Source organism: Leifsonia xyli subsp. xyli str. CTCB07, assembly GCF_000007665.1.
Taxonomy (GTDB): domain Bacteria; phylum Actinomycetota; class Actinomycetes; order Actinomycetales; family Microbacteriaceae; genus Leifsonia; species Leifsonia xyli_C.
Window position 1 is genome coordinate 172,236 of record NC_006087.1, and the last position, 25,563, is coordinate 197,798.

Sequence of the window (25,563 nt, forward strand, 5' to 3'; positions counted from 1 at the left end):
GGTTCTCACGGCCCGGCGCTTTTTGCTGTGACCGCTGCGTGCCGGCCCCGGCCAGCGCAGCGGCTACCGTCGTCGCTAGGCTAGCTGCCGTGCCTCCCGCTTACCGCCTCCTCGCCCTCATCGGCAAACCCGGGTGCCACCTCTGCGATGATGCCCGCCGTGTCGTCGCAGCGGTGGTGGCGGGCCTGCCGGAGGACGCTCCGGCCGTCACGGTCGAAGAACACGACATCCTGCGGGACCCCGTTCTGCACGAGAAGTACGTCGAGGAGATCCCGGTCGTTCTGATCGACGGCCGGATGCACACTTTCTGGCGCGTCGATCCCGCGCGCCTGCGCACCGCACTCCTGGAGGACCGATGACCATCCGCCACGTCGTCATGTTGAAGCTCGCGACCGAGGACCCGTCCGAGCGGGCCGAGCAGGTCGCGCGAATCAAGGCGGGCATCGAGTCGCTGCCTGCGGTGGTGCCGGAGATCCTGAGCTTCGAGGTCGGGATCAACGCCCTGTTCTCCGGGGAGAATCACGATGTCGTCCTCATCGGCGACTTCGCGGACGCGGAGGCATTGCAGCGCTATGTCGACGCCCCCGCGCACAGGGAGATCGCCGGATACATCCGCACGGTCGTCCGTGGGCGTTCGGCGGTCGATTTCGAGCTCTGAGCCGGTCCGGCGACACGGAAAGCGCCCGGTGCCGTGTGGCACCGGGCGCTTTCTCCCGATTGTCGTGGTGTCAGATGATCGGCGCCTCGTCGATTTCCGCGTGCGTTCGCCGGTAGTCGGCGACGAACTGGTCATACGTGGGCTCGAAGAGCGTTTTGATGAGTTCGCCGGTCCTGTCGGCGTCTTTGGCTTTGGCCGCGTCGAAGATCTCGGCGACCCGCTCCGCGATGTCCTCCGTGGCGAACGGAAGATGCCACACCGACACATAGCGCAGCAGCTGCGGGCCCAGACCTTCGCTGATCGCAAGCAGCGCCTGGTTGTGGCTGTCGCGCCCGAACTCCAGGAAGAAGTCGTTGAGCGCCTGACCGAGCGCGGGGGCCTGCCCGGATTTCGCCGTCTTCTTGACCTGTTTCAGCGCCTTCTCGAGGCGGCCGATCGCGGCGTTGTCGAGCGTGGACACCGCCGTTCGGGCGGCGTATTCGTGCAGCAGTCCGGACGTGTAGACGGCCTCGTCGATCGCGCGCAGGTCGATCGGGGCGACCCGGGTGTACCGGTTCGGCGCCATCTCCACCAGGCCGATGTCGGCGAGTTTCATCAGGGCTTCGCGGATGGGGGTGCGTGAGACGCCCAGCCAGGTGGTGAGCTTCTCGTCGAGCAGGGTCTCACCCGGCTCGAGCGTGCCATCCAGGATGCCCTCGTAGAGGCGGTTGTAGACGACGTCGCGCAGGAGCTGACGCTCGACGGGCGCGCTGTCCTTCACGGGAAGCGGCATCAGCTGTTCCTCTCCACTGCTTCGAATTCGTCCACGACGGTGATGAGCCCCTTGTTCCAGTAATCGGCTACGCCCTGCGCGACCGTCTTTCCGTCGCCGGCGATGGCCGCGTCCACGATCGGTTCCACGAAGGGCTGCGCCTTCTCGAACGCCTCGGACGACGGCGCGACGATGAGCGCTCGGCGGACCTCGGGGAGGTGGCGATTGGCCAGGCGGGCGATCGTCTTGTTGTCCAGGCGCCGGACGAAGACGTTGATGAACGACTCCGTGAGCGCCCGGTCGCGGTCGAGTCTGTCCGTGCCGCCGGAGATGCGCTCCTGAAAATCGCGCAGCTTCTGTTTGTCGGCGTCGGTCAGGAAGGCGGTCGCATCCCGCGCCACACCGCTCAGCAGAGTTCCGGTAGTCTCAATCAGGCCGCGCAGGCGTGCCGGGTTGATCGGGGTGACTCTGGTTCGTTTCTGCGGCAGGATCTCCACGAGGCCCATAGCGGCGAGCTGGTTGAGCGCTTCGCGGACGGGTGTTCGGGAGACACCCACCCACTTTTCGATCTCAGCGTCGTACAGTTGTTCGCCGGGCGTGAGGTCCCCACCGACGATGGCGTCAAGAAGCCGTTCGAAGACTTCGTCTCTGATGAGCCGTCGGGGACTGACGGCTTCGGTAATGGGTACAGGCATACATGAATATTACATCCACCTGCTCGGGATTCCAATCCTGAATCCTTAAGCGTGTCGAAATCGCTTGAGCGGGATCCCGAGCCCGATCCGGGCCCGGTCCCGGGTGGCGCTGTGGGCGGTCGCGGCTCAGTTGGCCGCATGGTGCCGAATCTGCCGCCGCGGCTGCGGCGAGGCCGGAAAGGTGGACGGCGAGCGGGCGCTGGCGGAAGGCTCGGCCATCCTCGCTGGTCGGCAGGAGCGGCTTTTTCGCCGCTGCCACCGCGGGGGAGAAAGAGGCGTACCAGCTCGTGTTCGAGCTCACCTCGACCGTGTACGCGCCGGGGGTTCGTCGTCCCGGCGAACCGGAAGCGGTACGCGCGCCTCGCCGTGCGGCACCTGCTCATCGACGCCCTGGAGAAGCTGGATCTGACCCGGCTGGCGGCCTGCTGTGTGGCCACGGAGAAGGCTCGGTTGGCCGCAACCGGAGGCCGCGTCGATCGGCGCCCGCGGGCTGGGCCGGGCTCAGCCGAATGCCTCCACGATCGGCCGGAATTTGATGGCCGTCTCCGCCAGTTCGCGATCGGGGTCGGAGTCGGCGACGATCCCGGCGCCGGCGTAGGCTGTCAGGTCGCCGTTCTCCCCGAGCTGGGCGCAGCGCAGGGCGATGGCCCACTCGCCGTCGCCGTCTCCGCCGACCCAGCCGACCGGGCCGGCGTAGCGGCCTCGGTCGAACGGTTCGAGCTCGCGGATGAGCGCCACGGCATCCCTCGTCGGCGTCCCCGCCACCGCAGCGGTCGGGTGCAGAGCGTCGGCGAGGCCGAGGGAGCTAGAACCGTCGCTGAGGGTCCCGGCCACGTCGGTGGCGAGATGCCAGAGGTTCGGTAGTTTGAGCGTGAAGGGGCGGTCGCTGGCCGCAAGGTCGGCGCTGTGCGGGCGGAGTGCCCCGATGACGCTCGCGACGGCGAAGCGGTGCTCGTCCTGATCCTTCGCGGAGGCCGCGAGTGCGTCGGCCGCCTCCCGGTCGGCTGCGGCATCCTGGCCCCGGGACATCGTGCCTGCGAGGACGCGAGCGGTCACCGTGCCGTGGTGGACGCGCACCAGTGTCTCCGGAGAGGAGCCGATCAATCCGTCCACCGCGAACGTCCAGCAGTCGGGGTATCCGAGCGCGAGTTCGGCCAACGCCCGTCTGGCATCGGATCCGAGCGGCAGGTGTGCCGAGAGATCGCGGGCGAGGACGGCCTTCGCGAGCCCGTGCTTCCGGATACGGTCCACGGCGGTCGCCACGGCCTCGCGGTAGCCGTCTTCGCTGAGCGAGCCGGGGAGGAAGTTCACGCGACACTTGTCGCCGAAGGCGGTGGGCCGGGGTATCGCGGTCGCGGCGGGGTTCCCTTTCCCGGGTTCGGCGGTTCTTCCCGCTTCGGCGGCCTTTTCGGCGCGGATCGGGCTGATGCGTGTCACCCAGCTGCGGCCGTCGCGGCGTCCGACGATGAAATCTGGCACGATCAGGGTGCTTGTGGCCGCGCTGTCGTCGGCGAACGCGAACGCCCCGAAAGCGACCAGACCGGTGCCCGGAGTCCGCACGCTGTCGGTCACGATGGCGGCGTCCACCGTCGCGCGCCACGTCGCCGATGCTTCCCGGATGCGGTCCGCGCCCGAGAATTCGAGCCGTAGCGCCTCACCGATCCCCGCCATCCCTTCACCGTTGCGGAGCCAGACCAGCGGCCGGCGGGAGTCGAGGAACGGGATCAGCTGGTGGACGTCGTCGAGCGGTGTGGTCTCGACCGAGAGAACCGTCACGCCCGTCGCCCGTCGGGGGGTCCCGTGTGCATTCACCCGGCAAGCCTACGCCGGAGACGCTGGGTGCCGGACGCGCGTTGGCTGACGGTTCCCCGCGTTCGAGAGCCCCGGAATGCACGTACTCACGGCGCAGCCTAAGCTGGTGTGGTGAGTAAGGCCGACCTCAGTAAGCAGCCCGTGCAGGTCGTCGCCATGTTCGATGAGGTCTCCACCCACTACGACCGGACCAACGCCGTCCTCTCGATGGGCAATGCGAGCCTCTGGCGAGCGGCGACGACCCGAGCCGTCGGCCCTCTCGCCGGCGAGACCATTCTCGACATCGCCGCGGGCACGGGAACATCTAGCGCCTCCCTCGCCCGCAACGGCGCCCGCGTCGTCGCGGCCGACTTCTCTCCGGGCATGATCGAGGTCGGCCGGCGGCGGCAATCCGGCAACCCGTTCGTTACTTTCCAGCAGGCCGATGCCACTGACCTCCCGTTCCCCGACGACACCTTCGACGCGGTCACCATCGCGTTCGGCCTGCGCAACATCGTCGAACCGCGCCGGGCGCTCGCGGAGTTCTACCGCGTCACCAAGCCGGGCGGTCGTGTCGTGATCTGCGAGTTCTCCCACCCTCCCGTGGCTCTCATCCGCAGCGGGTACAACGTGTATCTCCGCTGGGGGATGCCCGTGCTGGCGCGTGCGGCGAGTTCCAACCCGGCCGCGTACGAGTATCTGATGGACTCGATTCAGGCCTGGCCGGAGCAGCCGGAGCTTGCGGCGTGGTTGCGGGAGGCTGGATATCAGGATGTGGCCTGGCGCAACCTGACGGCGGGGATCGTGGCACTGCACAGGGGCTGGAAGCCGCTCACCGCGAAGGCGGCCCCCGCAGCGGAGTCTGTGCTGAAGCAGTCTGCGCCGGAGGACTCTGCGCCGGGTGAGCCCGAACGGGGAAAGCCAGGACCCGACAGCTCGGCCACGGCGACGTCTGCGACGGCGAAGCCCGCCACCCGCAAGTCCGCGCCCGCGAAATCTGAGAGCGTGGCACCCTCCCCCCGGAAGTCCGCGCCGGAGAAATCCGTCGCCGCGAAACCTGCGTCCCCGAAGCCCGCGACCGCGAAGCCCGCCATCGACAAATCAACAGACTCGGCAGGAAAACCTTCCGGCTCGGCGGGAAGGTCCTCCGGTCGCGGGGCGGCATCCGGGGGAGGCGCTGGTTCCGAATACTCATCGTCCGCCATCCCACCCGAGGGGGAGCAGTGACACGAAGTGTTCCGGCCTTGAGGCGTCCCGTGACTCTGACCGGTCAGCTGGGCTTCACCGAGCGGATTTTCGCGCGCGGGGAGGCCAGGCAGGTCGCGACCGCCGTCGACGACGGGCTCGCGCTGGTCGAGGAGGCGCTGCACCGGGAGGTGCGGTTTGCCGACAACCTGGCCGATGTCACCACACGCTATCTGCTCGAGGCGGGTGGGAAGCGCGTACGGCCGATGCTGACGCTGCTGACGGCCCAGCTCGGGAAAGGGAACACGCCTGAGGTGCTTCAGGCGGCACAGGCCGTCGAGATCACCCACCTCGCCTCGCTCTACCACGATGACGTGATGGATGACTCGCAGATGCGCCGGGGGGTCCCGACCGCGCAGTTCGTGTGGGGAAACTCGGTGGCCGTGCTCACCGGTGACCTGCTGTTCGCGCGCGCCAGCAAACTAGTCTCCTCGCTCGGCGAGCGGGCCATCCAGTTGCAGGCCGATACGTTCGAGCGACTCTGTCTCGGGCAGTTGCACGAGACCATCGGGCCGCAGGACGGAGAAGACGCGGTCGCCCACTACATCCGTGTGCTGGAGGACAAGACCGGTTCCCTGATCGCGGTCGCGGCTCAGATGGGCATCGTGTTCTCGGGCGCCGACTCTTCCTATGAGGAGCCGGTCGTTACTTTCGGCGAGAAGATCGGCGTCGCGTTCCAGCTCATCGACGATGTGATCGATCTCTCGTCGGAGGGTGTGGCCGAGACCGGCAAGACCCCGGGCAACGATCTGCGTGCCGGTGTGGCGACGTTGCCGGTGCTGCGCTTGCGGGAGCGCGCGCTGCGCGATCCCGAGGCCGCCGCTCTGCTGGACCGGTTGGATCGGGATGTGATGGGCAGCACCGCTGACGACGGCGAGGTCACGCCCGAGGCGACGGCGGCGATCTCGGCACTGCGCGAGCACGAGGTGACGCGCCAGACGCTGGAGGAGGCGCACCGCTGGGCGCGCGAGGCCTTCGAGGCGCTGGAGCCCCTGCCAGAAGGCCCCGTCAAGAAAGCACTGGTGAGGTTCGCCGACACGATCGTCGAACGTTCGAGCTGAGCGAGAAGGAAATAACGCATGACCAAACTCCGACTGGCCATCGTCGGGGCCGGCCCCGCAGGGATCTACGCTGCTGACATCTTGCTCAAGGCCGAACGCGGATTCGACGTCTCGATCGACCTCTTCGAAACGCTCCCCGCTCCCTACGGACTCGTCCGTTACGGCGTCGCGCCGGACCACCCGCGCATCAAGGGCATCATCACGGCCCTGCGTGACGTGCTTGACCGGGGTGACATCCGCATTTTCGGAAACGTGACTTATGGCGTCGACATCACCCTGGATGACCTCAAACGGCACTACAACGCCGTCATCTTCGCGACCGGGGCTGTCCACGATGCCGATCTCGAAATCCCGGGCATCGGCTTCGGCGGCTCGTACGGCGCCGCGGACTTCGTGAGCTGGTTCGACGGCCACCCCGATGTGCCGCGCACCTGGCCTCTGGCTGCGAAGTCGGTCGCCGTGATCGGCAACGGCAACGTCGCGCTCGATGTGTCGCGCATCCTGGCCAAACACGCCGACGATCTGCTGCCGACCGAGATTCCGGACAATGTTTACCGGGTCCTCCGCGATTCGCCCGTCACCGACGTACATGTCTTCGGCCGGCGGGGACCTGCGCAGGTGAAATTCACTCCCCTGGAACTGCGTGAGCTGGGTGAGCTGCGGGATGTGGACATGATCGTCTACGACGAGGACTTCGACTATGACGAGCAATCCCGTGCCGCCATCGCCAGCAACAAGCAGGTGATGGTGATCGATCGCGTGCTTCAGCAGTGGCGTCAGCGCGAGGTCGGCCGGGCCTCCCGACGGCTGCACCTCCATTTCTACGCCAAGCCGCTCGAGGTCGTCGGCGACGAGGCGGGGAAGGTCCGTGCTCTCCGATACGAGCGCACGGAGCCAGACGGCGAGGGCGGGACCCGCGGCACCGGCGAGGTGCGCGAGCTCGACATCCAGGCTCTCTATCGTGCGGTGGGCTACTTCGGCTCGCCGCTGCCCGGAATCCCCTTCGACAAGAAGCATGGTGTGATCCCCAACCACGAGGGCCAGGTGCTTCGCAAGGGCGACAACGAGCGCATGTACGGCGTGTATGCGACCGGGTGGATCAAGCGCGGCCCCGTCGGGCTCATCGGTCACACGAAGTCGGATGCGATGGAGACGATCAAACATGTGATCAACGATCAGGGCAATTGGTGGTCGCCCATCGACCCCGCCGAGGAAGCTGTGGAGAACCTGCTTCGCGAGCGCGGTGTGGAGTACACGAACCTCGACGGCTGGCACAGCCTCGACACCCACGAACAGGCGCTGGGCGCTGAGCAGGGGCGCGCCCGGATCAAGGTCGTCCCGCGTGAGGAGATGGTGCGGGTGTCTAACGGGGCGGCCGTCGAGAGCTGACCATCCCGGCCGGGGCCGTGGCGGTCATCGGCGGAGAGCCGCGACCGCCACGGGGATTCCTGGGTTACTCGGCTGTTGCGTCCGCGGGCGTCTCTGCGGCCGGGGTTCCCGTCATCAGCGGGGGTGAAGTCCTCCCGGATCACCGGGACGATGTCCAGCACGAACTCCGCGCTGGGGTGCCACGCGTCGAACTTGATGAGCTTGGTGCCCTCGAAGGCCGGGCACCGGCCCTTGACGCAGAACCAGTCCTGGTTCTGCACGACCGTTCCGTTGTGCTTCTCCATGACGGTGGAGAGCATCTTCAACGTCCGCGTGTAGTCGGAGCCCGACACCTTCGTCTCGCACTCCTTCGGCCCGGTGCGGGGCGAGTAGCAGGTCTCGATGTTCGCACCGTACGGGGGCGAAGGGAGGACTGTGATGCTCTTGTAGGAGCCGTCCAGCTTCGTAAGCTGTGCGTCGAACGCCGTCTGCCACTCCGTGAGGGTCGCGGACTTGCCGGTGCCGAGCGTCTTATTGCGGAGGTAGGTGTTCGCAACGATGACGAGGTCGGGATTGGTCGATGTGACAAGCTCGACTTCGGCATTCCTCCGCTTCTCGCAGACGTCGGCTGCCGCAGCTCTGTCGCCCAGACGCAGGTCGATGAACGGGCAGGCGTAGAACGCAGCGGTTTCGAGCTTCCACTCGCCCTGACCGAAGACCTCGGCGAGCGCGGGAAGATAGGCTGCCCCGATCGAGTCTCCGACGAGCACCGCCGTTTTCGGGGCGGAGGGGTCTCCGAAGGTGCAGGATTCCCGCTTGTATTTGAAGGAGGAGCACTCGTCGAAGCGCGGATCGAGCTGCGGGCCTTTGGGGGTCTCCTGGATCTGTGTCCAGCTGGGGCCAGCTGGTCGCCTGAAGGGCGGCGCTCAGCTTGGACTGGAGCTCCGTCTTCGCGGCGCCTGTCTCTCCGCCCTGATTCGCTGTCGTGTCGGGGGCTGTCGCCGTCGCACCTGCGGACGGTGTGTTGTCGACGGCCTGGGCGGAGCCGGCGCGGTTGACCGCGAAAGCAGCCACAACGGCGAAACAGCTCACGATCGTGAGCGCGCCGAGTCCAACCACCCGGAGGCGCTGCACGCTGCTGGCCGAGCGGCGCTTGCCGGGTTCCAGCCAGCTCGACTTCCGCACCGGTTCCTCGACGAATCGGTAGCTCAGAGCCGCGAGAACGAAGGAGACCGCGATGGCGACGATCGCGGGGATCGGCGTCCCCTGCCCGGGGAGACCGCGGAAGCCTTCGGTCACGAGGATGATCGCGGGGAAGTGCCAGAGATACAGCGAGTAGGAGATGTCGCCGATGTAACCGGAGACCGGGTTCGTCAGCGGGTTCAGCGCAGCGAAGCGGCGGGGCTGCCACGGGAAGGCGAGGATCAGCGCTGTCGAGAGTACAGCGAGAGCGGACCACGGCGCGGGGAAACCGGACGTGGCCGGGGTGACGAACGCTGCGACCAGGATTCCCGCGAAGCCGACGCACATGGCGAGCGGACGGAACCAGGCGCCGAACCGGGAGAAGAGCGGCATGGAGAGGGCGATCACACCGTCGAGCAGGAGCTCCCACAGCCGGGCGGGCGTGATGAATTAGGCGCTTCCCGGGTCGCTGCTCGTCAGGCGAGAGCGCGGCAGCGAAAAGCAGCACGGTCACCGCCAGCGCGATCAGAGTGACGGCGGCGCGGCGGAACCGCGAGTTGTAGCAGATCACGAAGAGCGCGAGCAGCGTGAGCGGCCAGACGAGGTAGAACTGCTCCTCGACGGAGAGCGAACAGAAATGCTGAAGCGGCGAGGTCGCCGCGCTCTGGTTGAAGTAGTCCGTCTGCTGGATCGCGAATCGTCAGTTGGAGACGAATCCGAGGGCGCTCAGCCCGTCCCAGAGCACCGATTGGAACCGGCCGGACCCGAGGAGGAAGTACGACGCCACGATCGTCGCACCGATCACTGTAGCCGCGGCCGGGATGAGACGCCGAATGCGCCGCCGGTAGAACGCGAAGAACTTGATCCTGCCGGTGGAGTCGACCTCGCGGTAGAGGATTGAGGTCATTAGGAAACCGGAGAGGACGAAGAAGACGTCCACACCGATGAAGCCGCCGGCCGGCCACTCGAACGTGTGGTTGGCCACGACCAGTAGAACGGCGAGTGTACGCAGTCCTTGGATGTCCTGCCTTTTGACGCCGGGTTTGGCAAGTGAGCGTGCTTGGGGCAAGATTGCTCCTCGGGTGTGGGGTTTTGCGGATACGGGCTTCCGAAATCTCAATTTCACCACGCGATTTCCGTGACCCATTTGGGGGTGTGGTGTGGTCTCGGGCGGTTTGCTGGGGCCGGTCCGCTGACTCCCCATCCGTCCCGCGGCTGAACATCGTGCTGCCGCCCAGGCCGACGGTCGAAGCGCCGGTGCTCAGATCGTTCTCCGCGCACTCAGCGCCGCCGACTCCTCGGACGCCGGAGATCCGCGACTCGGAGGGGTCGCCGTTCAGGGCGCCGCCGAGTGCGAAACCTCCGGCTGGCGCCGACGACGAAGGCCGTGGGCGGGGCGTTGCGCGACCTGTTGTGTTTCGGCCGCACCGGCCGCACCGGCAGGCGGGATACGCGCCGGTCGCGGGGTGGCTGCGCGGGTGCGTCTAGCGGAAATTCACGAACTGCAGCGCGACATCCAGATCCGCGCTCTTCAGCAGCGCCATCGTCGCTTGGAGGTCGTCCCGGCTCTTGGAGCTGACCCGGAGCTCATCGCCCTGGATCTGGGACTTGACGCTTTTGGGCGCCTCATCGCGGATGAGCTTGCCGATCTTCTTGGCGGCGTCTTGCTCGATGCCGTTCTTGAGGCTGATCTCAAGGCGGAATTCCTTGCCAGACGGGTAGGCGGCGCCCGTGTCGAGGGACTTGAGTGTGATGCCGCGCTTGATCATCTTCGATTCGACCACTTCGAGCACCGCTTTCACGCGCTCCTCGGTGCTGGCTTTGAGGAGGATCTTCTCGCCGCTCCATTCGACCGACGCGCCGACGTTCTTGAAGTCGTAGCGCTGGTCGACCTCCTTGCGGGCCTGTTTGACCGCGTTGTCGGCCTCCATCTTGTCGACCTTGCTGACGATGTCGAACGAGGAGTCTGCCATGATCCGGCTCCCTTCGATTGCTCAGCATCCCAGTGTAGCCGGGCGGCGGGGGAGCGGCTCAGGCCGTTTGTTCCAGTTCGGCGAAGTACGTGATGTGGCAGCCGTCGCCGGAGCACTCGGCGCACAGGGCGATCTCCTCACCGTGCTGGTACGGGTCGGCTCCTGTCCCGTCGCACCGTTCGCAAATCTCCAATGTCTTCATGCCGACGATTCTGCGCCCGGCCACCGACATCGCTGGAACGAGACTGGGAGTGTCGCGAAGTGGGACTGAGGAAGCGTCCGCCGCCCGATTCTGTCCCGTGCGAATCCACGGCCGGCAGACGTCCGCCGCCGATTTCGCAGGAAGCCGCGCGGCAAGTATCCTGATGTGGCTCCTTCGGTCAGCAGTGGACTGGTGACCGGGAGCGAACGGCGAGTTACCCAAGCGGCCAAAGGGATCTGACTGTAAATCAGCTGTCTACGACTTCGGGGGTTCGAATCCCTCACTCGCCACCGAGAAGTTTTCGTGGATCTCGCAAAAGTGATCCAGGAAACTCGCAAAGCGATAGAGAAACGCCTCCGGTTCGGGGGCGTTTCTCTTTTCCAGGCTTCTTTCAGGTGTTCTGGCTGGCGCCGTCGGCTCTGCTTCACGCGCTTTGCATTCGGTCGCCAGAAGCATCGGCGTCCACTGAATGTCCGGCGTGAAGTCCCAGCGAAAATGTGGCCAAGATTGGCGTCAAGATGCCCGGGAACCGGGTTGAGTCCGCATTCGAGGACGGACCCAACCCGATGCAGCCGACCTCTTGGCCGGGCAGAACTGCTAAGAGGCGGGGCGGTGATGATTGGGGGATCAACACCGCCCCGCTGAGACCGCCGTAGCGGTCCCGGTGCTCGAGCAGGGAATGCCCGAGCCGCGCGGGAGAATGGAAGGAAAACTGCCCGCGCGTTGTGTGGCAATCCGGGCGGGCCCAGCCGGTTGCCACCCCTGGAGCATCGCCCCACAGACGGGCAGGCCGGGGTTTTGCCGGGAAAGCTCACCCGCCCGTTCACCCGTCTGGTCGTCGTGTCGAACAGGCCTCAGCGCGCCGCCGGATTCGGCGACGTTCGGGTGGGTGAGAGGCCGGGTGAATATGGCTGGGCCGCGGCTCGGCGCAGGAACGGCTCTGGTGATCTGAGGGTATCGACTCGGAGAAAAGGAGCAACAGATGCCCAAGGTTATGGTTGTGTACGGCACGAGACCTGAAGCAATCAAGGTTGCGCCTTTGATCCGCGAGCTCGCGTCTCACGAATTTCTCGATGTGCAGGTGACATCGACGGGTCAGCACCGCGACATGCTGCGACCTGTTGAGGCCGCGTTCGGTTTGAAGCCAGATGTGACACTTGACTCGATGAGGCCTGGCCAGGATCTCACGTCGCTGTTTTCCACAGTTGCGACCGGTATGGACTCTGTGATTGCAAACGAGCGACCCGCTGCCGTTGTCGTTCATGGTGACACGTCCACCGCGGCGGCTGCCGCTCTGGCTGCCTTTCACCGTCAGGTCCCGGTCGTTCATCTGGAGGCGGGGCTCCGCAGCGGTGACCTCGCATCCCCCTTCCCGGAGGAGGGCAATCGCAAGTTGATCGGGCAGGTTGCTGCGTTGCACCTTGCTCCGACCATGCGGGCGAAGAGCAATCTGATCTCCTCCGTGGCCGACCCTGGCGATGTCGTCGTCACAGGAAACACTGTGATCGACGCGCTTCTGTGGGCGGAAGAGATCACCTCTTCGCGGCCCTGGCCGGCTGAACTTTCCGCGCTCGCTTCTTGATCCGCCTCGACGAAGGTGGTGCTCGTTACGCTGCACCGGAGAGACAACCTCGACGGGAGCATCGAGCGTGTGTGCAAGGAACTGGCTGCGCTCGCTCGTCAGTACCGGGAGCTCCTCGTCGTCTTTCCGATGCACCTCAACCTTCGATTTCGCCGCGCCGCGCAGGCGCAGCTGTCCGCTCTGAAGAACGTGCTGCTCACCGAACCGTTCGACTACCTGACGATGGTGCGTGTCCTGCGCCACTCCTCGCTCGTGGTGACGGACTCGGGTGGAATTCAGGAGGAAGCCCCCACCTTCGGCGTTCCTGTGCTGGTCGCGCGCGACACCACCGAGCGTCCGGAGGCTGTCGCCGCCGGTTGTGCCGAGCTGATCGGAAACAAGGAGTTCGCGATTCACAATCGCATCACCGAAATGCTGGCGCGCCCCTTCGAGAAGGTGTCGACGGTGGCCGCGAACCCGTTTGGCGACGGTCAGGCGTCTCGTCGGGCAGTGGCCGCGATCGCGGAGCTTTTCGGTGTGGGGACGCGCGAAGACGAGTTCGTGCCGGCACTTGGAGAATCTTTGAGCGTATGAGCAACGGGTTGTGTCCGGCAGGGCGGTGTGTGGAGGGGCGTCTCCGCGCTCTCACAGCCTGGCCCCAGTACGAAGGACCACACGACCGCCGATACGCCGTGACCAAGTACTCGACCTGAGCGCTTCTGGTAGTACCCTCATGACATCTCAGCGTCCTGGACGCGACAGTGGGCCTAAATGTGAGGACACACCATGGAAGGGCGCTCTCACGCCGATCTCCCCTCTTCGCTGATTACATATTCAGGCCCCACTTGCTCGAGCGGATGCGGTCGGCGCAGTTCATTTCGATTGAAGGACCTGTCGGATCGGGGAAGTCTGCGCTGGCCGCCGAGTTCCTGAGCGTCTATGCGGAAGGCGAGCCGAGTCTCACTTTCCTCCCGAGAAGCTCGGAGTACTCGCGCGAAGAGTTCTGGGATCAGGTCGCAGCTCGAATGCGAATTGAAGGAGTGCTGCCCGATCTGCTCGCAGAGGATGCGAACCGATCGCATCCCGACGACACCATCAACCTAATCCCCCCGGGTCGACGGACCACTGAATCTTCACTTCGATGACGTGCCCATCGCAGAGTGGGCGCACGTCATGAACGATGTGATCCGTCTGCTTGAATGCAATCCCCGGATTCGAATTCTGATGTCAACCCGTCGCCAACGTCGACACGATGCTGTCGTCGCCGCCGTCCCGACCGGCATCGTCATCGGCGCGGACGACCTGCGCCTCACCGCGGAAGAGGCGACCCGGAGCGTCAGCCGGCGCCTCGCGGGCGACGCTGCGCCGCAGATGCCGGCCATGTTCGGCGGGCAGACCGCGACCACAGCCATCGCTATCAGGAACGGACTGACGCACCTCGACGTCGATTCGCTGTCGGCCATGCACCTCGACACTCTTCTCAGCCGTTTGACGACCGAGGAGCGTGCGGATCTCGATGCACTCACCATCCCCACCTACGCCATACGCGAGACTCTCGCAGTGTTGTGTCGCGATGTCGACGCGGCACTCGGAAACGCAGAAGCGCTAGGACTACTGCACTGGGACTACGATCAAGGCCGCCCGGTCTGGTCAATCGCCGACCCGGCGCGTTCGCTCCTTCTCTCCTGGCTTACGCAAGCGGATCCGCTCCGTTCGCGCGCCCTGCACGCGGTCACAGCTCGCGCCCACGCGCAGCACGGTTACCACTTCGGGGCATTTGAGATGGCCATCCTGGCCAGAGACTACGCATTCGCGGCACAGCTGTTGGACGCATTCTCAGACGAGCCTACACGGGTGCATCACCGGACCGTGATCGATCTCCTGGAGGGGGTGGGCACGCAAGTGCTGCGGGAGCACCCGGCCCTCAAACTCGGGCTCGCGCTCACGCTCGCGTACCGCTTCGAAGGGCTCCGCTCCCGGTCGACAGCGTTGTATCAACGAGCGACACGACAGATCCTTCGAAATGTGGACCGCTCTCGTCCGACGGCTCACATCATCGATCTGGGACGCCTCGCCAACACCTATCAAGTTCTTGGAAACTTCCGGCGTTATCGGAAGATGGCCGAACGCCTGATGGAGTCGGTGGACACGCTGGAGAGTCACGTCCTCATGGACGCCGGAGTCAGCGTTCACGCGGCCATGCTCCGCGCCGCCGGCAGTCTTCTGTCTGCCGGCGACTACGACGGCGCCGGGAAGCTCGCGGCAAGGCTCAGCAGCGTTGCGCAGGACCACAGCGAACTGTTCTACTCCGCCGTCGCAGTCATAGCGCTTGTCGCTGCAAGAGCCGGACGAATTCGTGAAGCGAACCGCCTGCTTGGCTCACTCGATGCTATGGGAGTGCCCGCGACGGTCAAGAACGGACTGCGCGGTTACGCGGCTGAGGTCGCCCGCGCGCTGATTAGCCTCGAGCAGGGCGACACCAACACCGCCCAGCGCATCATCGACGACATCCACGATGTCGCCGCAAGAACCCCGCATTGGCCGCTTCTTGCCGCCGTAGGAGCTCTACGTGCGCTTGTGGACGGGGACCCTCAAGACGGACTGACCGTTCTCGGCCGGCAGGTTGAGAACGCCGGCCGGCCCGCGATCGCGCCCGCGGCCGCCCGGTATTTGGCCTCTGTGCGAGCATTGCTGTTCCTGGCAGACGGCCGTCACGGCGAGGCGTTGCGTGAGATCCGTCACCATGGACGCACAGAGTCAGGTTTCGGGGCGTTGTACAGCTTCGTTAGCGGGAGCACGGAAGAAGCACTCGTTCGGGCCAGCGCCCAACTCCACCGAGACGACACCACCGTCACAGACCAGCTGCTCTCCGCGGCTGTGGCCAGTGCGGCATCGAGGCAATTGGGCGCCACCGACGCCGTTGTTGAATACCGCCGGCTGGCAGTGAGCGTCTCGGAGGAGAACGAGTACCGGTCACCGCTGCAGTGGCTGCCCGCCGCGTCGATTGAATGGCTCGCCGAGGTGATCGATGTTTCGCCTCTTAAGGGCGATCGGTCACTGTTCCCCTTAGAAGAGCGAACCCAAGTTGTGCTCACCGATCGAGAGCAGGCAGTGATCAGAGCGGCCGTCACCTGCAAGAACCGGTCTGAGATCGCGCAGAGGCTGCATGTTTCCGAGAACACGGTGAAGTCCCAGCTCAAGTCGATCTACACGAAGCTCGGCGTCAACACGCGAGAGGATGCGGTCGTTCGCGCGGCAGAGTTGGGACTGATCGCCCCAGAGAGCGCGTAACGACCCGGCGACAGTCGCTTCGCCGGCGAACGACCACCGGCCCGAGGTGCGATGGGGCGCGCGCCAATCAGATCTCGTCCGCGCGAAACGCACCTCGTTTGATGGGTGAAGCAGCGGGTGAGCGTGTGCGCGCGGCCTGCGCTCACCCCGGCGCGCTCGGCACCCTTCTCCTGAGGGAAAGTTTTGAGGGAGGACATCATGAGCACTGTCGTAGAGTCACACGTGCAGGCGCCGACCAGTTCCCGTGCAGGAGACCGCACGCCCGCACCCGCACAGGGCGTACTCCGCCGCGACCGCACCTCGCCATCGAATTTGCGCGGTGCCAAACTAGAGTTCCTGCACTTGTCTGCCCTTGACGGGGCGCGCGGACTGGCCATCATCTCGGTGGTTCTGTACCAATCCGGATGGTCAGAGCGGGGCCTGTTCGGTGTCGATGCCTTCTTTGTCATATCGGGCTTCCTGATCACGCTCTTGCTGATTCGGGAGGCGGTGAACCGCGGAAGGATCAGCATCCGCGGTTTCTACGCACGCCGCGCACGGCGCTTGCTCACACCGGTCGTCTTCACACTCACAGCGGTGCTTCTGCTGGTGTGGACCTACGGGACGGTCAGTGAACTGAAACAAGCGGGAGAGACCGCGGTCTTTTCGCTCCTGCAGGTAGCGAACTGGCATCAGATCGGCAACGACAACGCGTATTGGGAAGCTTCCGGCGCCATCATCCCCCTCGGCCAGATGTGGTCGCTGTCGGCAACGGGGCAGTTCTACCTGGTGTGGCCGCTGCTTTTCGCTCTGCTGTGGTTCGTCGCACGAAAGAGCATCACGAAGTTCGGCCTGTACATCGGCGTCGTCTTCGTTGCTGCGAGCCTGGTCGCGCCGCTCCTCTACGACGGCACGAACACGGATCGGCTGTACCTCGGCACGGATGCGCGCGCCGTGGCATTCATCGCGGGCGCGGTCTGCGCGTGTTTCGTCGCGGGGGCGCTCCGGTACGCACCGCGGTGGGCCGGACCCGAAGCCGGTGGACTAGCCAAGTTCGTCATCACCGCCCTCAGCGTCGTCTCGCTGACGGCGACCGTAACCGCCAGTGTCATGGTGTCCAGCTACCACGAGCCGTGGTTGTACCAAGGCGGGTTTGCGATCGTCGCACTGATCGTCGACGTCTTCGTGTCGACGTTGTGTTTTCCCGCGAACGGTCTGCGATCCTTCTTCTCCTGGAAGCCTTTCCAGCGCATCGGGGTGATCTCCTACGCGATTTTCCTCGTTCACATGCCGGTCCTGTGGATGCTGAAGACCTTCAACCCGGAACTTCCACCGCTGCCGCTGTTCGGCATAGGACTCGTCGTGAGCTGGGCTGTCGCATGGGTCTTGCACTATCTGTGGGCTGAGCCCCTGCGCACAGCGAGATGGAACCTGAAGCGCGGACTTGTGGCCTCGACCATCGGGGCAGCCACCGTCGTCGCACTCACCGTCTCCCTCCCGACAGTGAGCCTGCCGCGGGTTGACCATGCCGCTGCCCGAGCGGGCGCGAATTCCAGCACCGCGTCGATCTTCCCCGTTGACGGAAACATCGCTCTTCCGGTGAAGAGCGATGGGACACCCGTCACTGTCGCGGTGATCGGTGACTCGGTGGCCGGTAACATGTACGAGTCGCTCGCCGATTACTACGACGGCTCCCAGGGCTCGCTCTCGGCCGTGAACGTCACCACTGGCGGCTGCGGAATCTTCGACGCAGACAGCGCACGGTCGGGCGAAGGCTTTGTCATGGACACCGTCAAGCTCTGCTGGCCCTGGCAAGAGAAGCTGCAAGACGCGAATGCCGAACAGAGCCCGGACGTCTACATCCTCCACAACTTGTGGGATGCGAACGATCAGCTCATCGCCGGCGAGTGGGTCGACCCAGGAGATCCCGCGTGGGCAGACCGCTACCGGGCACAGTTGGAGCGGCTCGTCGAGATCGGTCACGAGTCAGGGAACGAGCCGCTGATCCTGCTGTCGAACGACAGGCACCGCGACCCCGGCGGTTCCCTTTCGCCCACCCGTCTCGGAGCAGTCGACGCGGTCGCTGATGAGATCATAGCCGAGCATCCTAACGTGAAGCGGCTCGACTTCAGGGGCGGAGTCTGCCCCGACGGAACTTGTGCGTACACCTTCAGCAACGGGGAGCCCGTCTACCGCGACGGGGCACACTTCGCCTCGCAGGGCCTCACCGCGATGGCTCCGTGGCTCGTGGAGCAGATCGCCCGCGGGCTCACCGAGGGCTAGAGGCGACGCTGAGGAGGTTTTGGCACGCGCCGAACGTCCTCAGCGCGTGCCGGGCGCGCCAAAGCTCGGAGCGGGCGGCCCTGCAGGTGCCACTCAGCTCTCGGAACGCTACGGGTGCGCACCTACCGCATCGCGGGTGATTCGCCGGGTGAAGACCCTCGCCTCCCCGAATGGCCCAGCGGCCGTGAACCTACCGTTGACACAACCAAACAAATCTCAGATCAAGGGAAAAGCTATGTACAGTCCTGCAGGTGGAATCGGCGGTATTGGTGCAACGGGAGGGCTTCTCGCGGCAACGGGTTCCGATGGAATCCAGGTCCTCGGTCTCGCCATCATCGGCTGTGCTGCCTGTGTGGGCGGACTGCTCATGCTCCGTACGTACAAGCTGCGCAAGATTGAGGAGACCGGCAGATGAGCGCAGTCGAGAGCCGGGTCGGGGCCACACCCGTCTCGACCACCAACCGATGGATGCCTGCGCTGCGCGTTCTCAGCGCCGTCGTATGCCTCGAGCTCGTCGGAGTCCTCCTCCTCACACAGGAGAAGTTCCGGGCTTACGAGGCAACTCTGGTGTCAGCGGTCGGCAACTTCTTCGAGGGGCGGATCTCTTCACACATGGGAGACGCGGTGCTGGTCCAGACCAGCGATCTTGTGTGGACGGCGTTCCGGATCACCATGGAGTGTACGTCGCTCGTGATGATCATTCCGCTTCTGCTGTTCAGCGCCTTGATTGTTCTTCCCGCTAAAGCGCACTGGGGAAGCTGGCTGACCGCAACGGTCGTCGGCCTCGTGCTGATCGAGATCATCAACGTCGCCCGGATTTGGCTGATCATTCTCGCCACCCGGACCTGGAGCGAGGCCGGATTCTGGTGGACGCATGTCGTCTCCGGCAGCGTTCTCGCCATCTTCGGAGCAAGTGTCACCGTGACGGTGATGCTCAAGATCGTCAACGGCAAGATTCGTAACCGTGCAGAGAGGACCCCGAGCGCATGATGTTGCTCTATGTCCTCGCCATGGGACTCACCATTTCCTTCATCAGCTACGTCGCGTTCATCGCCATTCCTTTCCTGCGCCGAAAGCCCTTCGCAGCCGGCGACCCGAGCCAGTTCACGTAGCACTTCTTCGTGCCGTGCCGTGACGAAGAAGCCGTCATCGAGAACACCATGACTCGCCTGCGTGCGACGTTCCCCGACTCGCACGTATGGGTCATCGACGATGACAGCGACGACGACACCTCCCGCCTCGTTCAGGAGCGTTCGCACATCGACCCGATGGTGCATCTTGTGCAGCGGCGCCGCCCGAACGCACGTGTCGGAAAGGGTGCGGCGCTGAACTCCGCGTACGACGAGTTCAATGCATGGGCTGACACCCAGCCGCACATGGACCGGTCCCGCGTGATCGTCTGCGTCATGGACGCCGACGGCGAACTCGCTGCGAACGCGCTCGAGCAGGCCGCAGGGGATGCCGCCTTCGCGAATCCCGAGGTCGGTTCGGCGCAGGTCACCGTGCGCATGAAGAACCGTGACGACTACACCCGTCGCGAGGGATGGCTGAAGTATCGCTTCCGCCGTTTCCTCGTCCGCATGCAGGACGTAGAGTTCCGAACGATCGTCGCCGCGATGCAATCGCTGCGCACGCAGACCGAGACGGTGGGGCTGGGAGGCAACGGGTAGTTCACGCGACTGAGCGTTCTTGATGAGATTCGCGAGCACTACGGCGAGCCGTGGCACGGTTCTCTCCTCGAAGACTATGAGCTCGGAGTCCACGTCCTGCTCGCCGGGCACAAGATCCGGCACCTGCATGACACGTTCGTCGAGCAGGAAGCCGTAGAAGACCTCCCGCGTTTGCTCACGCAGCGCACCCGATAGGCGCAGGGCAACATTCAGTGCGTCGGATACTTCAAGAAGATTCTGAAGTCGCCCAACTTCAGTACCGCCGCAATCCTGGAATCGGCGTACTATCTGTTTCTGCCGTACGTTCAGATGATCGCCATGTTCACGTGGATCGTCGTCGACGCGCTGCTCGTCACCACCATCATTCGCAGCCCGTACGGTCCTCTTGAATGGGTGCAGCAGAACTGGATCCTCACGATCTTGGTCTTGGTGGTCGGAATCGCTCCGTTCGCCATCTGGGGTCCGATCTATCGGCGACTTGCCGCGCCGGAGCGATCGGTGGCGTCCGGCGTGTGGTGGGGCGTCCTGGTCTACTTCTACAACCTGTACATCATGATCACCACGCCGCGAGCCTTCTATCGCGCTGTCCGTGGCAAGCAGGGATGGGCGAAGACGCGGCGGAATGGCGAAAACCTCGGGCTTGGCGCGGTCGCGAGGGAGGCGTGATGAACACTCGCAGCACACGGAGAAATCGTGCCCGGTCATCACCACCCGGGACCTCGCGAGCCGACAGCCGACAGCGGAAACCACGCCATCTCGCTGGGTGGGCGCTGCTGCTGACGGTGGTGGCATTCGATGCTCTCGCGATCGCGTTCACGTCCCAGCTGTTGTGGATGAGCGGCGGCCACACGGTGCGGCGTGGGTCGGAGTTCGTTCTCACGGCCGCCTTCATCACGTGTACCTTGTGTGCCGCCGCCCGAATCGTGACCGTGCGACGCAGCGTTCGCCTGCGAGACTCCCGTTTGCTGTGGAGCGCGGTCGGGGTTCTGGAATCCGTGCTCGCCTTGTCCTGCCTGTATCTGGGCGTAGCGAACAGCAGCTACCGCCTGTGCTGGATCGCCGCATTCGCCGGCGGCTACATGCTGATGAACGCGATCATCCAGGCCGTCCTGATAGTTCTCTTCCGGCTTGGCCGTGGCCCCGTCGTCGCAGGTCTTGTGCAACTGGTCGCCGCTCTTGTCGTGCTCGCTTTCACCTCCCACGTCTGGGGGAGCAACGGCGTTCTCGGCGACCTCCTCGTCTTAGCGGGCGGAGCGCTCCTCGCGGCTGAGGTCCCTGCCGCTCTTGCCGGACTTGCGTTCCCGCCCGAGACACCTTCGGAAGCCTGACGCATCACATCGTTGAGCTTCGCGTTGCTCGTTCTCTCGCATCTTCCCCTCCTCTGTCTCGTCGCCCGAGGATGGAGCCCGCTCGGAATCCGACGGGTCAAGCAGCTCCGCCCCCGTCGTCCGCAGGAGAGGTACCGCTGACGCCGCCGTCGTCCCGGACGTCAGAGACACTCGGTTCGATAGGCTCCTTTCATTGCCTTAAACGGGCAATGTGATCACGCCACCGGCTCAGCGCTGTCCATGCCTCGTCGGCTTCCGGCCTGGGTGTGTTCCGCAGCGATCGTCGCCCTAGCGACCATGCGAACAGAAATAAGCAACCCATGAGATATCTGCGTCTAACCGTCGCCGCGGCGACACTCGCCACACTCGTGCTCAGCGGCTGCGCAACAGAGCACACCGAAGCCGCCCACCCCGGTCGCACCGAGCCACGCACTAACTTCGTCGGAGAAGCCCACCCCAACCCCAACCCCCGACCGCGGCGGCGCCGAGGTTCTCGCTGACGGACAGGATCAAGCACGACAGGCTTGTCGCACTCTGCATGATTGTCCCAGGAACGCCCCCGGCATCCCCGAGTATGAAAAAGCCTCCGAGGAGGCCGCGGCCGCTGCGGCCGCTGACCCCGCTTGGGAACCCCTCGCGACCGCCATCGCGGACTACCTTCAATACCGGAAAGCCCCCGACATAGTCGTGAACCTGGATGACCCACAAGTCGAAGCCGACTCAGAAAAGGCCAACGAGGACTCCCTCCTCTACCAGAAGATCTGCCACACACTCCTCGGCACCGACTTGTTTCAACCTTGAGTCACTCGCAGGTCCCCAGGGTCTTGAACTGACCCTCGGGACTGTCTGAATAACGGTGTGTGGGGTCTGGTCTGATCGGGAAGGAGACGGTCGTGATTGACGTGACCGGAGTATTGGAGGACGCGGTGATTGATCCCGTGGCGGGGGAGATCATCGATCAGAAGGACCTTGCGCAGCGGTTGCTCGCTTAGGCCAAGGAGCGGGGCGTGAGTCTGGTTGGCCCGGGAGGGTTGTTGAACCAGCTCACCAGGAACGTGCTCGAGACCGCGCTGGAGGCGGAGCTGACAGAGCATCTCGGGCGCGAACGCGGGGGGAGTGCCGATGGCTGCGAATATGTGGAAGGGGACTCGGGCGAAGACGGTGCTGACCGAGGTCGGCCCAGGCGAGATCGAGGTCCCGAGGGATCGTGATGGACCGTTCGAGCCGGTGATCGTCCCGAAACGGAAAAGTCGCTTGGGTGGGATCGATCAGATCGTGTTGGGTCAAGCGACCTCGTTAGCAAGGACAAGCATGTGATCGCGGCGGCCTCGTTCGGGAAGTGACCGCGCACCCGGACCTCATCGACGTGCGCAGCGCTCTCTCCAGCGGTCAGCCCACGCACCGTCAGCGACGGCACGATCCGATCGACCCTGTCCAGCCGCCGCTTGCGCTTGGGCGCCATCACCGGCTCGAACGGTCTATCACGATCCTGAGGCGGTGCGTGCGCGAGCGCCAGCGATCTTGTGTGAGCGACAGGCGAGTGTTCCAGCGCTCGCGCTGTGGTCGAGGCAAACGAGAGAGCTGGCCCTGTGAGGCAGCAGGGCTTTGGAAGCCTTATCTGCGACCCGTTCGATCAGGCGTTACGGCGCCGGCGGATTCCCCAGGCAGCGTCCCCGCCCGCGGTGCCGAGCGCGAGCGCTGCCACACCGAGCGAGACGACCGGCAGAGGCGCCTCGTTGAACGTGACGGCGTCCGAAGTGACGCCATTCACGGTCTGAGTGATGCTCAGCGGTGCCTTCGTGCCCTCCGGGATCGTGACCGACCAGGTGCCGTCGGCAGCCGGAGTGGCGGTGCCGACGATGTTTCCGTCAGCGTCCTTGACGGTGACCTCACCGTCCGCGGAGCCCATGCCGGACAGGATGTAGGCGCCCGACTCATCGGGGCCGGCGATCTGCAGGTCCGTAACGGCGTCCGGCTTGCCGGGGGTCTCGTCGGCGGTGAAGGTGAAGGCATCGTCCAGCGTGAACGACTTGCCCGACGCGGTGGTGACGACCACGTCGACCTGGCCCTCGGCGTGGCTCGGGGTGACCGCGGTCACACTGGCGCCGTTCTGCGAGGTGGATGGTGCTGCCGTTCCGCCGAATGTCACGCCGGCAACGGTCTCAGCCTGTCCCGTCGAGACCTGGGCAAAGGCGCCGAGGGCGCGCTACGTGTACGATTTGCCATCGGTCGCGGTGCCGCCGACCTCCCAGGCGCCGGAGAGCGGGTGGACGCTGGCCGAGATGCTCTTGAACGAGACGCCGGCCGGTGCCGCGACTTTCACGCCGCTGCCACTGTACACTTGGCCGTCAGCGCCCAGGAAGAACATTCCGTTGGCGCTGGACTCGGCTGATGCCAGCGTGTTGTTCTTCGCGAACGCCGCGGAGTTGTACGAGGAGTACGGCGTGCCGTCGGTCGCGATTGCGCCGAGCATCCAAGCCTGGTTGCCGGAGTTGATCGTTCCGGTGAGCTCCTTGAACTTGACGCCCGCGGGAGCAGCGATCTTCGTGCCGGTGCGCGTGTAGACGTCGCCGTCGGAGCTGAGGAACGCCATACCGATAGCCGACTCCTCGACGTCGGTGACAGGAGCCTTCGAGAAGTCGCCCATGCTCTCGGACACGTAAGCGCTGCCGTCGGCTGTGACACCGGCGACCATCCATGTGCCCGTGACCGGGTTCTGGCTGGCGCTGATGCTGGTGAACGAGACGTCGGCCGGGGCGGCGATATGCGCGCCGCCGCCACCGTACACCTGGCCCTCGTCTCCGAGGAACCAGATTCCGTTGACCGTCGAGGTCGAGGCGGGAACATTCGAACTGTGCGCGAACGTCGAAGAGCCGTATGAGAAGTACGGTGTGCCGTCGGTCGCGATTGCGCCGACCATCACCGCGCCGTTTCCGGTGTCCAAGCCTCCCGAAACCTGCTTGAAGGTCACGCCCGCCGGCGCGTTGATCATGGTGACGTTCTCCAGGTAGACGTTGCCGTCCTCCCTCAGGTACACCATACCGAGCGCGGAGTCCGTCGAGTAGATGTCGCCGCTCAGCATCGGGACCGAGATGATTGGTCTGGGTGCCACCCGACACCGAGCCCGAGGACGGAGAGACCGTTCAGCAGCGCGGTTCCCAGTGCGATGATCGTTGCCGCCATTCCGAAGGAGGCGCCCCGCTTGGCAAGCCTCGCCTTGTTGCTTGTAATCGTCCGTCGTGACCTTTCTCTGTGCCTTGTCGCCGAGATCTTGGTCATCGCGGCCACATTCAGCCTGACCGGAGCGTCGGCTGGGCGGACTGCGGATCGGATAATCACCCGCCGCTTCACCCGCACGGGTCAGCGCAGTGTCTCTGGGATGCTGGAGCTATGCCTTCCACTGCCGAGCTTCTCGAAATCGCCGTCGCTGTCGCCCGCCGTGCCGCCGCCCTCGCGCAGCAGCAGCGTCGCGACGGTGTCGAGGTCGCGGCGTCCAAGTCCACGCTGACCGATATCGTTACGAATGCTGACCGCGAGGCGGAGTCGCTCATCCATCCGGGATGCGCTGGCGGCGGCGCGGCCCCGGGATGGGTTCCTCGGGGAGGAGACGGGGGCGGACCGGGGGAGCAGCGGGCTCACCTGGGTGGTGGACCCGATCGACGGGACTGTCAACTACTTCTATGGCATCCCCGCCTACGCGGTGAGTGTCGCGGTGGTGGAGGGCGACCCGGACCCGGCGAGCTGGGTGACGCTGGCGAGGGCGGTGGCGAACCTGGAGTCGCGGGAGGTGTTCACCGCTGCCGCGGGGGCCGGGGCTCGGCTCAACGGCACGGCGCTGCGGGTGAATGGGGGTGTCGAGCTTCCGCTGGCACTGGTCGGGACGGGGTTCGGCTACGACGCGGCGATGCGCACGCGTCAGGCGCAGTTCGTCGCTGAGCTGGTCGGGCGGGTGCGGGATGTCCGTCGCATCGGGGCGGCGTCGCTGGATCTGTGCGGACTTGCGGCCGGACGGCTGGATGCGTATTTCGAGCGGTGGCTGAACCCGTGGGATCATGCGGCCGGGGCGCTCATCGCCCGCGAAGCGGGGGCGCGGGTCGGCGGCAGGGCGGGCGGCGCAGAGGGCCGAGAGCTCCTGATCGCGGCGGCCCCCGGGCTGTACGAGCAGCTGGACCCGCTGGTCCAGCGCTTTTACGCGGGGTGGGAGTGAGAGCGGCTCAGATGAGAGTATCAGTTACCAATTTGTTATATTAGATTGGGTGTGCCCCCGATCTGACCTGAAAACGCACTTCACCCGCCGGGAACGACGGGTCATCGAAGAGGCTGTCCCCCGTGAACCCGCGCGGACATTCAGCCGCGGGGTGACCCTGTTGGCGATGACCTCCGCACTCGGCATCGGGGTCGCCACGTCCGTTCCGGCGATGTCGCTGCTGACCGAGGAGCAGGTGCGAACGAGCGCCGCCGCCCACTTCTCCAGCCGCTCGGAGACCGGGGGAGAGCAGCAGGCGCTCGACCAGGTGACGCTGGA

20 protein-coding genes, 1 tRNA gene and 5 pseudogenes are annotated in these 25,563 nt (G+C 65.3%); 16 read left to right on the plus strand and 10 right to left on the minus strand.

Annotation, left to right across the window (positions count from 1 at the left end):
* The first annotated feature begins 89 nt into the window (after positions 1 to 89).
* Both LXX_RS00875 and LXX_RS00880 read left to right on the plus strand, forming a co-directional pair.
* Positions 90 to 359, plus strand: a complete 270-nt coding sequence (locus LXX_RS00875) for a glutaredoxin family protein (RefSeq protein ID WP_011185247.1) — start codon at positions 90 to 92, stop codon at positions 357 to 359.
* A complete protein-coding gene (locus tag LXX_RS00880; protein WP_011185248.1) occupies positions 356 to 658 on the plus strand; it encodes a Dabb family protein in 303 nt (100 codons plus the stop codon). The genes LXX_RS00875 and LXX_RS00880 overlap by 4 nt, the downstream gene beginning before the upstream one ends.
* A gap of 70 nt (positions 659 to 728) precedes the next feature.
* Here LXX_RS00880 and LXX_RS00885 read toward each other — a convergent pair whose 3' ends face one another.
* From LXX_RS00885 to LXX_RS00895, 3 genes are all read right to left on the minus strand, one after another.
* The gene (locus tag LXX_RS00885; protein WP_041766907.1) at positions 729 to 1,430 is read right to left on the minus strand and encodes a GntR family transcriptional regulator; all 702 of its coding nucleotides are present in this window, start codon (positions 1,428 to 1,430) and stop codon (positions 729 to 731) included.
* Positions 1,430 to 2,104 carry a GntR family transcriptional regulator gene (locus LXX_RS00890; protein ID WP_011185250.1) on the minus strand — a complete coding sequence of 225 codons (675 nt, stop codon included), beginning with the start codon at positions 2,102 to 2,104 and terminating at the stop codon, positions 1,430 to 1,432. The genes LXX_RS00885 and LXX_RS00890 overlap by 1 nt, the downstream gene beginning before the upstream one ends.
* Before the next feature lie 501 nt (positions 2,105 to 2,605).
* Positions 2,606 to 3,916 carry an isochorismate synthase gene (locus LXX_RS00895; RefSeq protein ID WP_176714778.1) on the minus strand — a complete coding sequence of 437 codons (1,311 nt, stop codon included), beginning with the start codon at positions 3,914 to 3,916 and terminating at the stop codon, positions 2,606 to 2,608.
* 111 nt (positions 3,917 to 4,027) lie between these two features.
* Between LXX_RS00895 and LXX_RS00900 the strand changes: the two genes are divergently transcribed.
* From LXX_RS00900 to LXX_RS00910, 3 genes are read left to right on the plus strand one after another with little or no spacing between them, the layout of a single operon-like run.
* A complete protein-coding gene (locus tag LXX_RS00900) occupies positions 4,028 to 5,122 on the plus strand; it encodes a class I SAM-dependent methyltransferase (protein ID WP_041768018.1) in 1,095 nt (364 codons plus the stop codon).
* 17 nt (positions 5,123 to 5,139) lie between these two features.
* On the plus strand, positions 5,140 to 6,201 hold the full coding sequence (locus LXX_RS00905; protein WP_011185253.1) for a polyprenyl synthetase family protein: 1,062 nt from the start codon (positions 5,140 to 5,142) through the stop codon (positions 6,199 to 6,201).
* Positions 6,202 to 6,219: 18 nt separating this feature from the next.
* On the plus strand, positions 6,220 to 7,590 hold the full coding sequence (locus LXX_RS00910) for an FAD-dependent oxidoreductase (RefSeq protein WP_011185254.1): 1,371 nt from the start codon (positions 6,220 to 6,222) through the stop codon (positions 7,588 to 7,590).
* A 149-nt stretch (positions 7,591 to 7,739) separates the two neighbouring features.
* Here LXX_RS00910 and LXX_RS15050 read toward each other — a convergent pair.
* The 5 genes and pseudogenes from LXX_RS15050 to LXX_RS14730 all read right to left on the minus strand — a co-directional run.
* A pseudogene (locus tag LXX_RS15050) lies at positions 7,740 to 8,453 on the minus strand (SGNH hydrolase domain-containing protein); the annotation flags it as partial.
* A 331-nt stretch (positions 8,454 to 8,784) separates the two neighbouring features.
* Positions 8,785 to 9,144: pseudogene (locus LXX_RS16445) on the minus strand (acyltransferase family protein); the annotation flags it as partial.
* 307 nt (positions 9,145 to 9,451) lie between these two features.
* Positions 9,452 to 9,820, minus strand: a complete 369-nt coding sequence (locus tag LXX_RS13160; RefSeq protein WP_176714780.1) for an acyltransferase family protein — start codon at positions 9,818 to 9,820, stop codon at positions 9,452 to 9,454.
* A 415-nt stretch (positions 9,821 to 10,235) separates the two neighbouring features.
* The gene (locus LXX_RS00920) at positions 10,236 to 10,724 is read right to left on the minus strand and encodes a YajQ family cyclic di-GMP-binding protein (protein WP_041766909.1); all 489 of its coding nucleotides are present in this window, start codon (positions 10,722 to 10,724) and stop codon (positions 10,236 to 10,238) included.
* Positions 10,725 to 10,782: 58 nt separating this feature from the next.
* Positions 10,783 to 10,926, minus strand: coding sequence for a hypothetical protein (locus tag LXX_RS14730; protein WP_176714777.1), 144 nt, complete (start codon positions 10,924 to 10,926; stop codon positions 10,783 to 10,785).
* Positions 10,927 to 11,134: 208 nt separating this feature from the next.
* Between LXX_RS14730 and LXX_RS00925 the strand changes: the two genes are divergently transcribed.
* The 10 genes and pseudogenes from LXX_RS00925 to LXX_RS00960 all read left to right on the plus strand — a co-directional run.
* A tRNA-Tyr gene (locus tag LXX_RS00925) sits at positions 11,135 to 11,216 on the plus strand.
* A 704-nt stretch (positions 11,217 to 11,920) separates the two neighbouring features.
* A pseudogene (wecB, locus tag LXX_RS13165) lies at positions 11,921 to 13,081 on the plus strand (non-hydrolyzing UDP-N-acetylglucosamine 2-epimerase).
* A 630-nt stretch (positions 13,082 to 13,711) separates the two neighbouring features.
* A complete protein-coding gene (locus LXX_RS00935; protein ID WP_041766911.1) occupies positions 13,712 to 15,778 on the plus strand; it encodes a helix-turn-helix transcriptional regulator in 2,067 nt (688 codons plus the stop codon).
* A gap of 198 nt (positions 15,779 to 15,976) precedes the next feature.
* A complete protein-coding gene (locus LXX_RS00940) occupies positions 15,977 to 18,040 on the plus strand; it encodes an acyltransferase family protein (RefSeq protein ID WP_081423040.1) in 2,064 nt (687 codons plus the stop codon).
* Positions 18,041 to 18,451: 411 nt separating this feature from the next.
* Positions 18,452 to 19,030 (plus strand): exosortase/archaeosortase family protein, encoded by a 579-nt coding sequence (locus tag LXX_RS00945; RefSeq protein WP_011185257.1) that lies wholly within the window; start codon positions 18,452 to 18,454, stop codon positions 19,028 to 19,030.
* On the plus strand, positions 19,027 to 19,152 hold the full coding sequence (locus LXX_RS16045; protein WP_011185258.1) for a hypothetical protein: 126 nt from the start codon (positions 19,027 to 19,029) through the stop codon (positions 19,150 to 19,152). Before LXX_RS00945 ends, LXX_RS16045 begins: the two co-directional genes overlap by 4 nt.
* A gap of 9 nt (positions 19,153 to 19,161) precedes the next feature.
* Positions 19,162 to 19,710: a glycosyltransferase gene (locus LXX_RS15060; protein ID WP_223227674.1), complete on the plus strand. Its 549-nt coding sequence runs from the start codon at positions 19,162 to 19,164 to the stop codon at positions 19,708 to 19,710.
* Positions 19,711 to 20,028: 318 nt separating this feature from the next.
* Positions 20,029 to 20,376: a hypothetical protein gene (locus LXX_RS15065; protein ID WP_223227675.1), complete on the plus strand. Its 348-nt coding sequence runs from the start codon at positions 20,029 to 20,031 to the stop codon at positions 20,374 to 20,376.
* Positions 20,377 to 20,495: 119 nt separating this feature from the next.
* Positions 20,496 to 21,038, plus strand: a complete 543-nt coding sequence (locus LXX_RS00955; protein WP_041766915.1) for a hypothetical protein — start codon at positions 20,496 to 20,498, stop codon at positions 21,036 to 21,038.
* Between the two features lie 992 nt (positions 21,039 to 22,030).
* Positions 22,031 to 22,319, plus strand: a pseudogene (locus LXX_RS00960) (transposase); the annotation flags it as partial.
* A gap of 352 nt (positions 22,320 to 22,671) precedes the next feature.
* Here LXX_RS00960 and LXX_RS00965 read toward each other — a convergent pair.
* Complete coding sequence (locus tag LXX_RS00965; RefSeq protein ID WP_041766917.1) at positions 22,672 to 23,187, minus strand: Ig-like domain-containing protein; 516 nt, start codon at positions 23,185 to 23,187, stop codon at positions 22,672 to 22,674.
* A gap of 57 nt (positions 23,188 to 23,244) precedes the next feature.
* Positions 23,245 to 24,150 carry a hypothetical protein gene (locus LXX_RS00970; RefSeq protein WP_041766919.1) on the minus strand — a complete coding sequence of 302 codons (906 nt, stop codon included), beginning with the start codon at positions 24,148 to 24,150 and terminating at the stop codon, positions 23,245 to 23,247.
* A gap of 278 nt (positions 24,151 to 24,428) precedes the next feature.
* Between LXX_RS00970 and LXX_RS00975 the strand changes: the two are divergent.
* Positions 24,429 to 25,245, plus strand: a pseudogene (locus LXX_RS00975) (inositol monophosphatase family protein).
* The last annotated feature ends 318 nt before the right edge of the window (positions 25,246 to 25,563 follow it).

Bases quoted from the DNA above. Each gene is read 5' to 3' on its own strand.
- LXX_RS14730 (WP_176714777.1), bottom strand. From the start codon at position 10,926: ATGAAGACATTGGAGATTTGCGAACGGTGCGACGGGACAGGAGCCGAC.
- LXX_RS00940 (WP_081423040.1), top strand. From the start codon at position 15,977: ATGAGCACTGTCGTAGAGTCACACGTGCAGGCGCCGACCAGTTCCCGT.
- LXX_RS00945 (WP_011185257.1), top strand. From the start codon at position 18,452: ATGAGCGCAGTCGAGAGCCGGGTCGGGGCCACACCCGTCTCGACCACC.
- LXX_RS00920 (WP_041766909.1), bottom strand. From the start codon at position 10,724: ATGGCAGACTCCTCGTTCGACATCGTCAGCAAGGTCGACAAGATGGAG.
- LXX_RS00885 (WP_041766907.1), bottom strand. From the start codon at position 1,430: ATGCCGCTTCCCGTGAAGGACAGCGCGCCCGTCGAGCGTCAGCTCCTG.
- LXX_RS16045 (WP_011185258.1), top strand. From the start codon at position 19,027: ATGATGTTGCTCTATGTCCTCGCCATGGGACTCACCATTTCCTTCATC.
- LXX_RS15065 (WP_223227675.1), top strand. From the start codon at position 20,029: ATGTTCACGTGGATCGTCGTCGACGCGCTGCTCGTCACCACCATCATT.
- LXX_RS00880 (WP_011185248.1), top strand. From the start codon at position 356: ATGACCATCCGCCACGTCGTCATGTTGAAGCTCGCGACCGAGGACCCG.
- LXX_RS00935 (WP_041766911.1), top strand. From the start codon at position 13,712: ATGTCAACCCGTCGCCAACGTCGACACGATGCTGTCGTCGCCGCCGTC.
- LXX_RS00910 (WP_011185254.1), top strand. From the start codon at position 6,220: ATGACCAAACTCCGACTGGCCATCGTCGGGGCCGGCCCCGCAGGGATC.
- LXX_RS00890 (WP_011185250.1), bottom strand. From the start codon at position 2,104: ATGCCTGTACCCATTACCGAAGCCGTCAGTCCCCGACGGCTCATCAGA.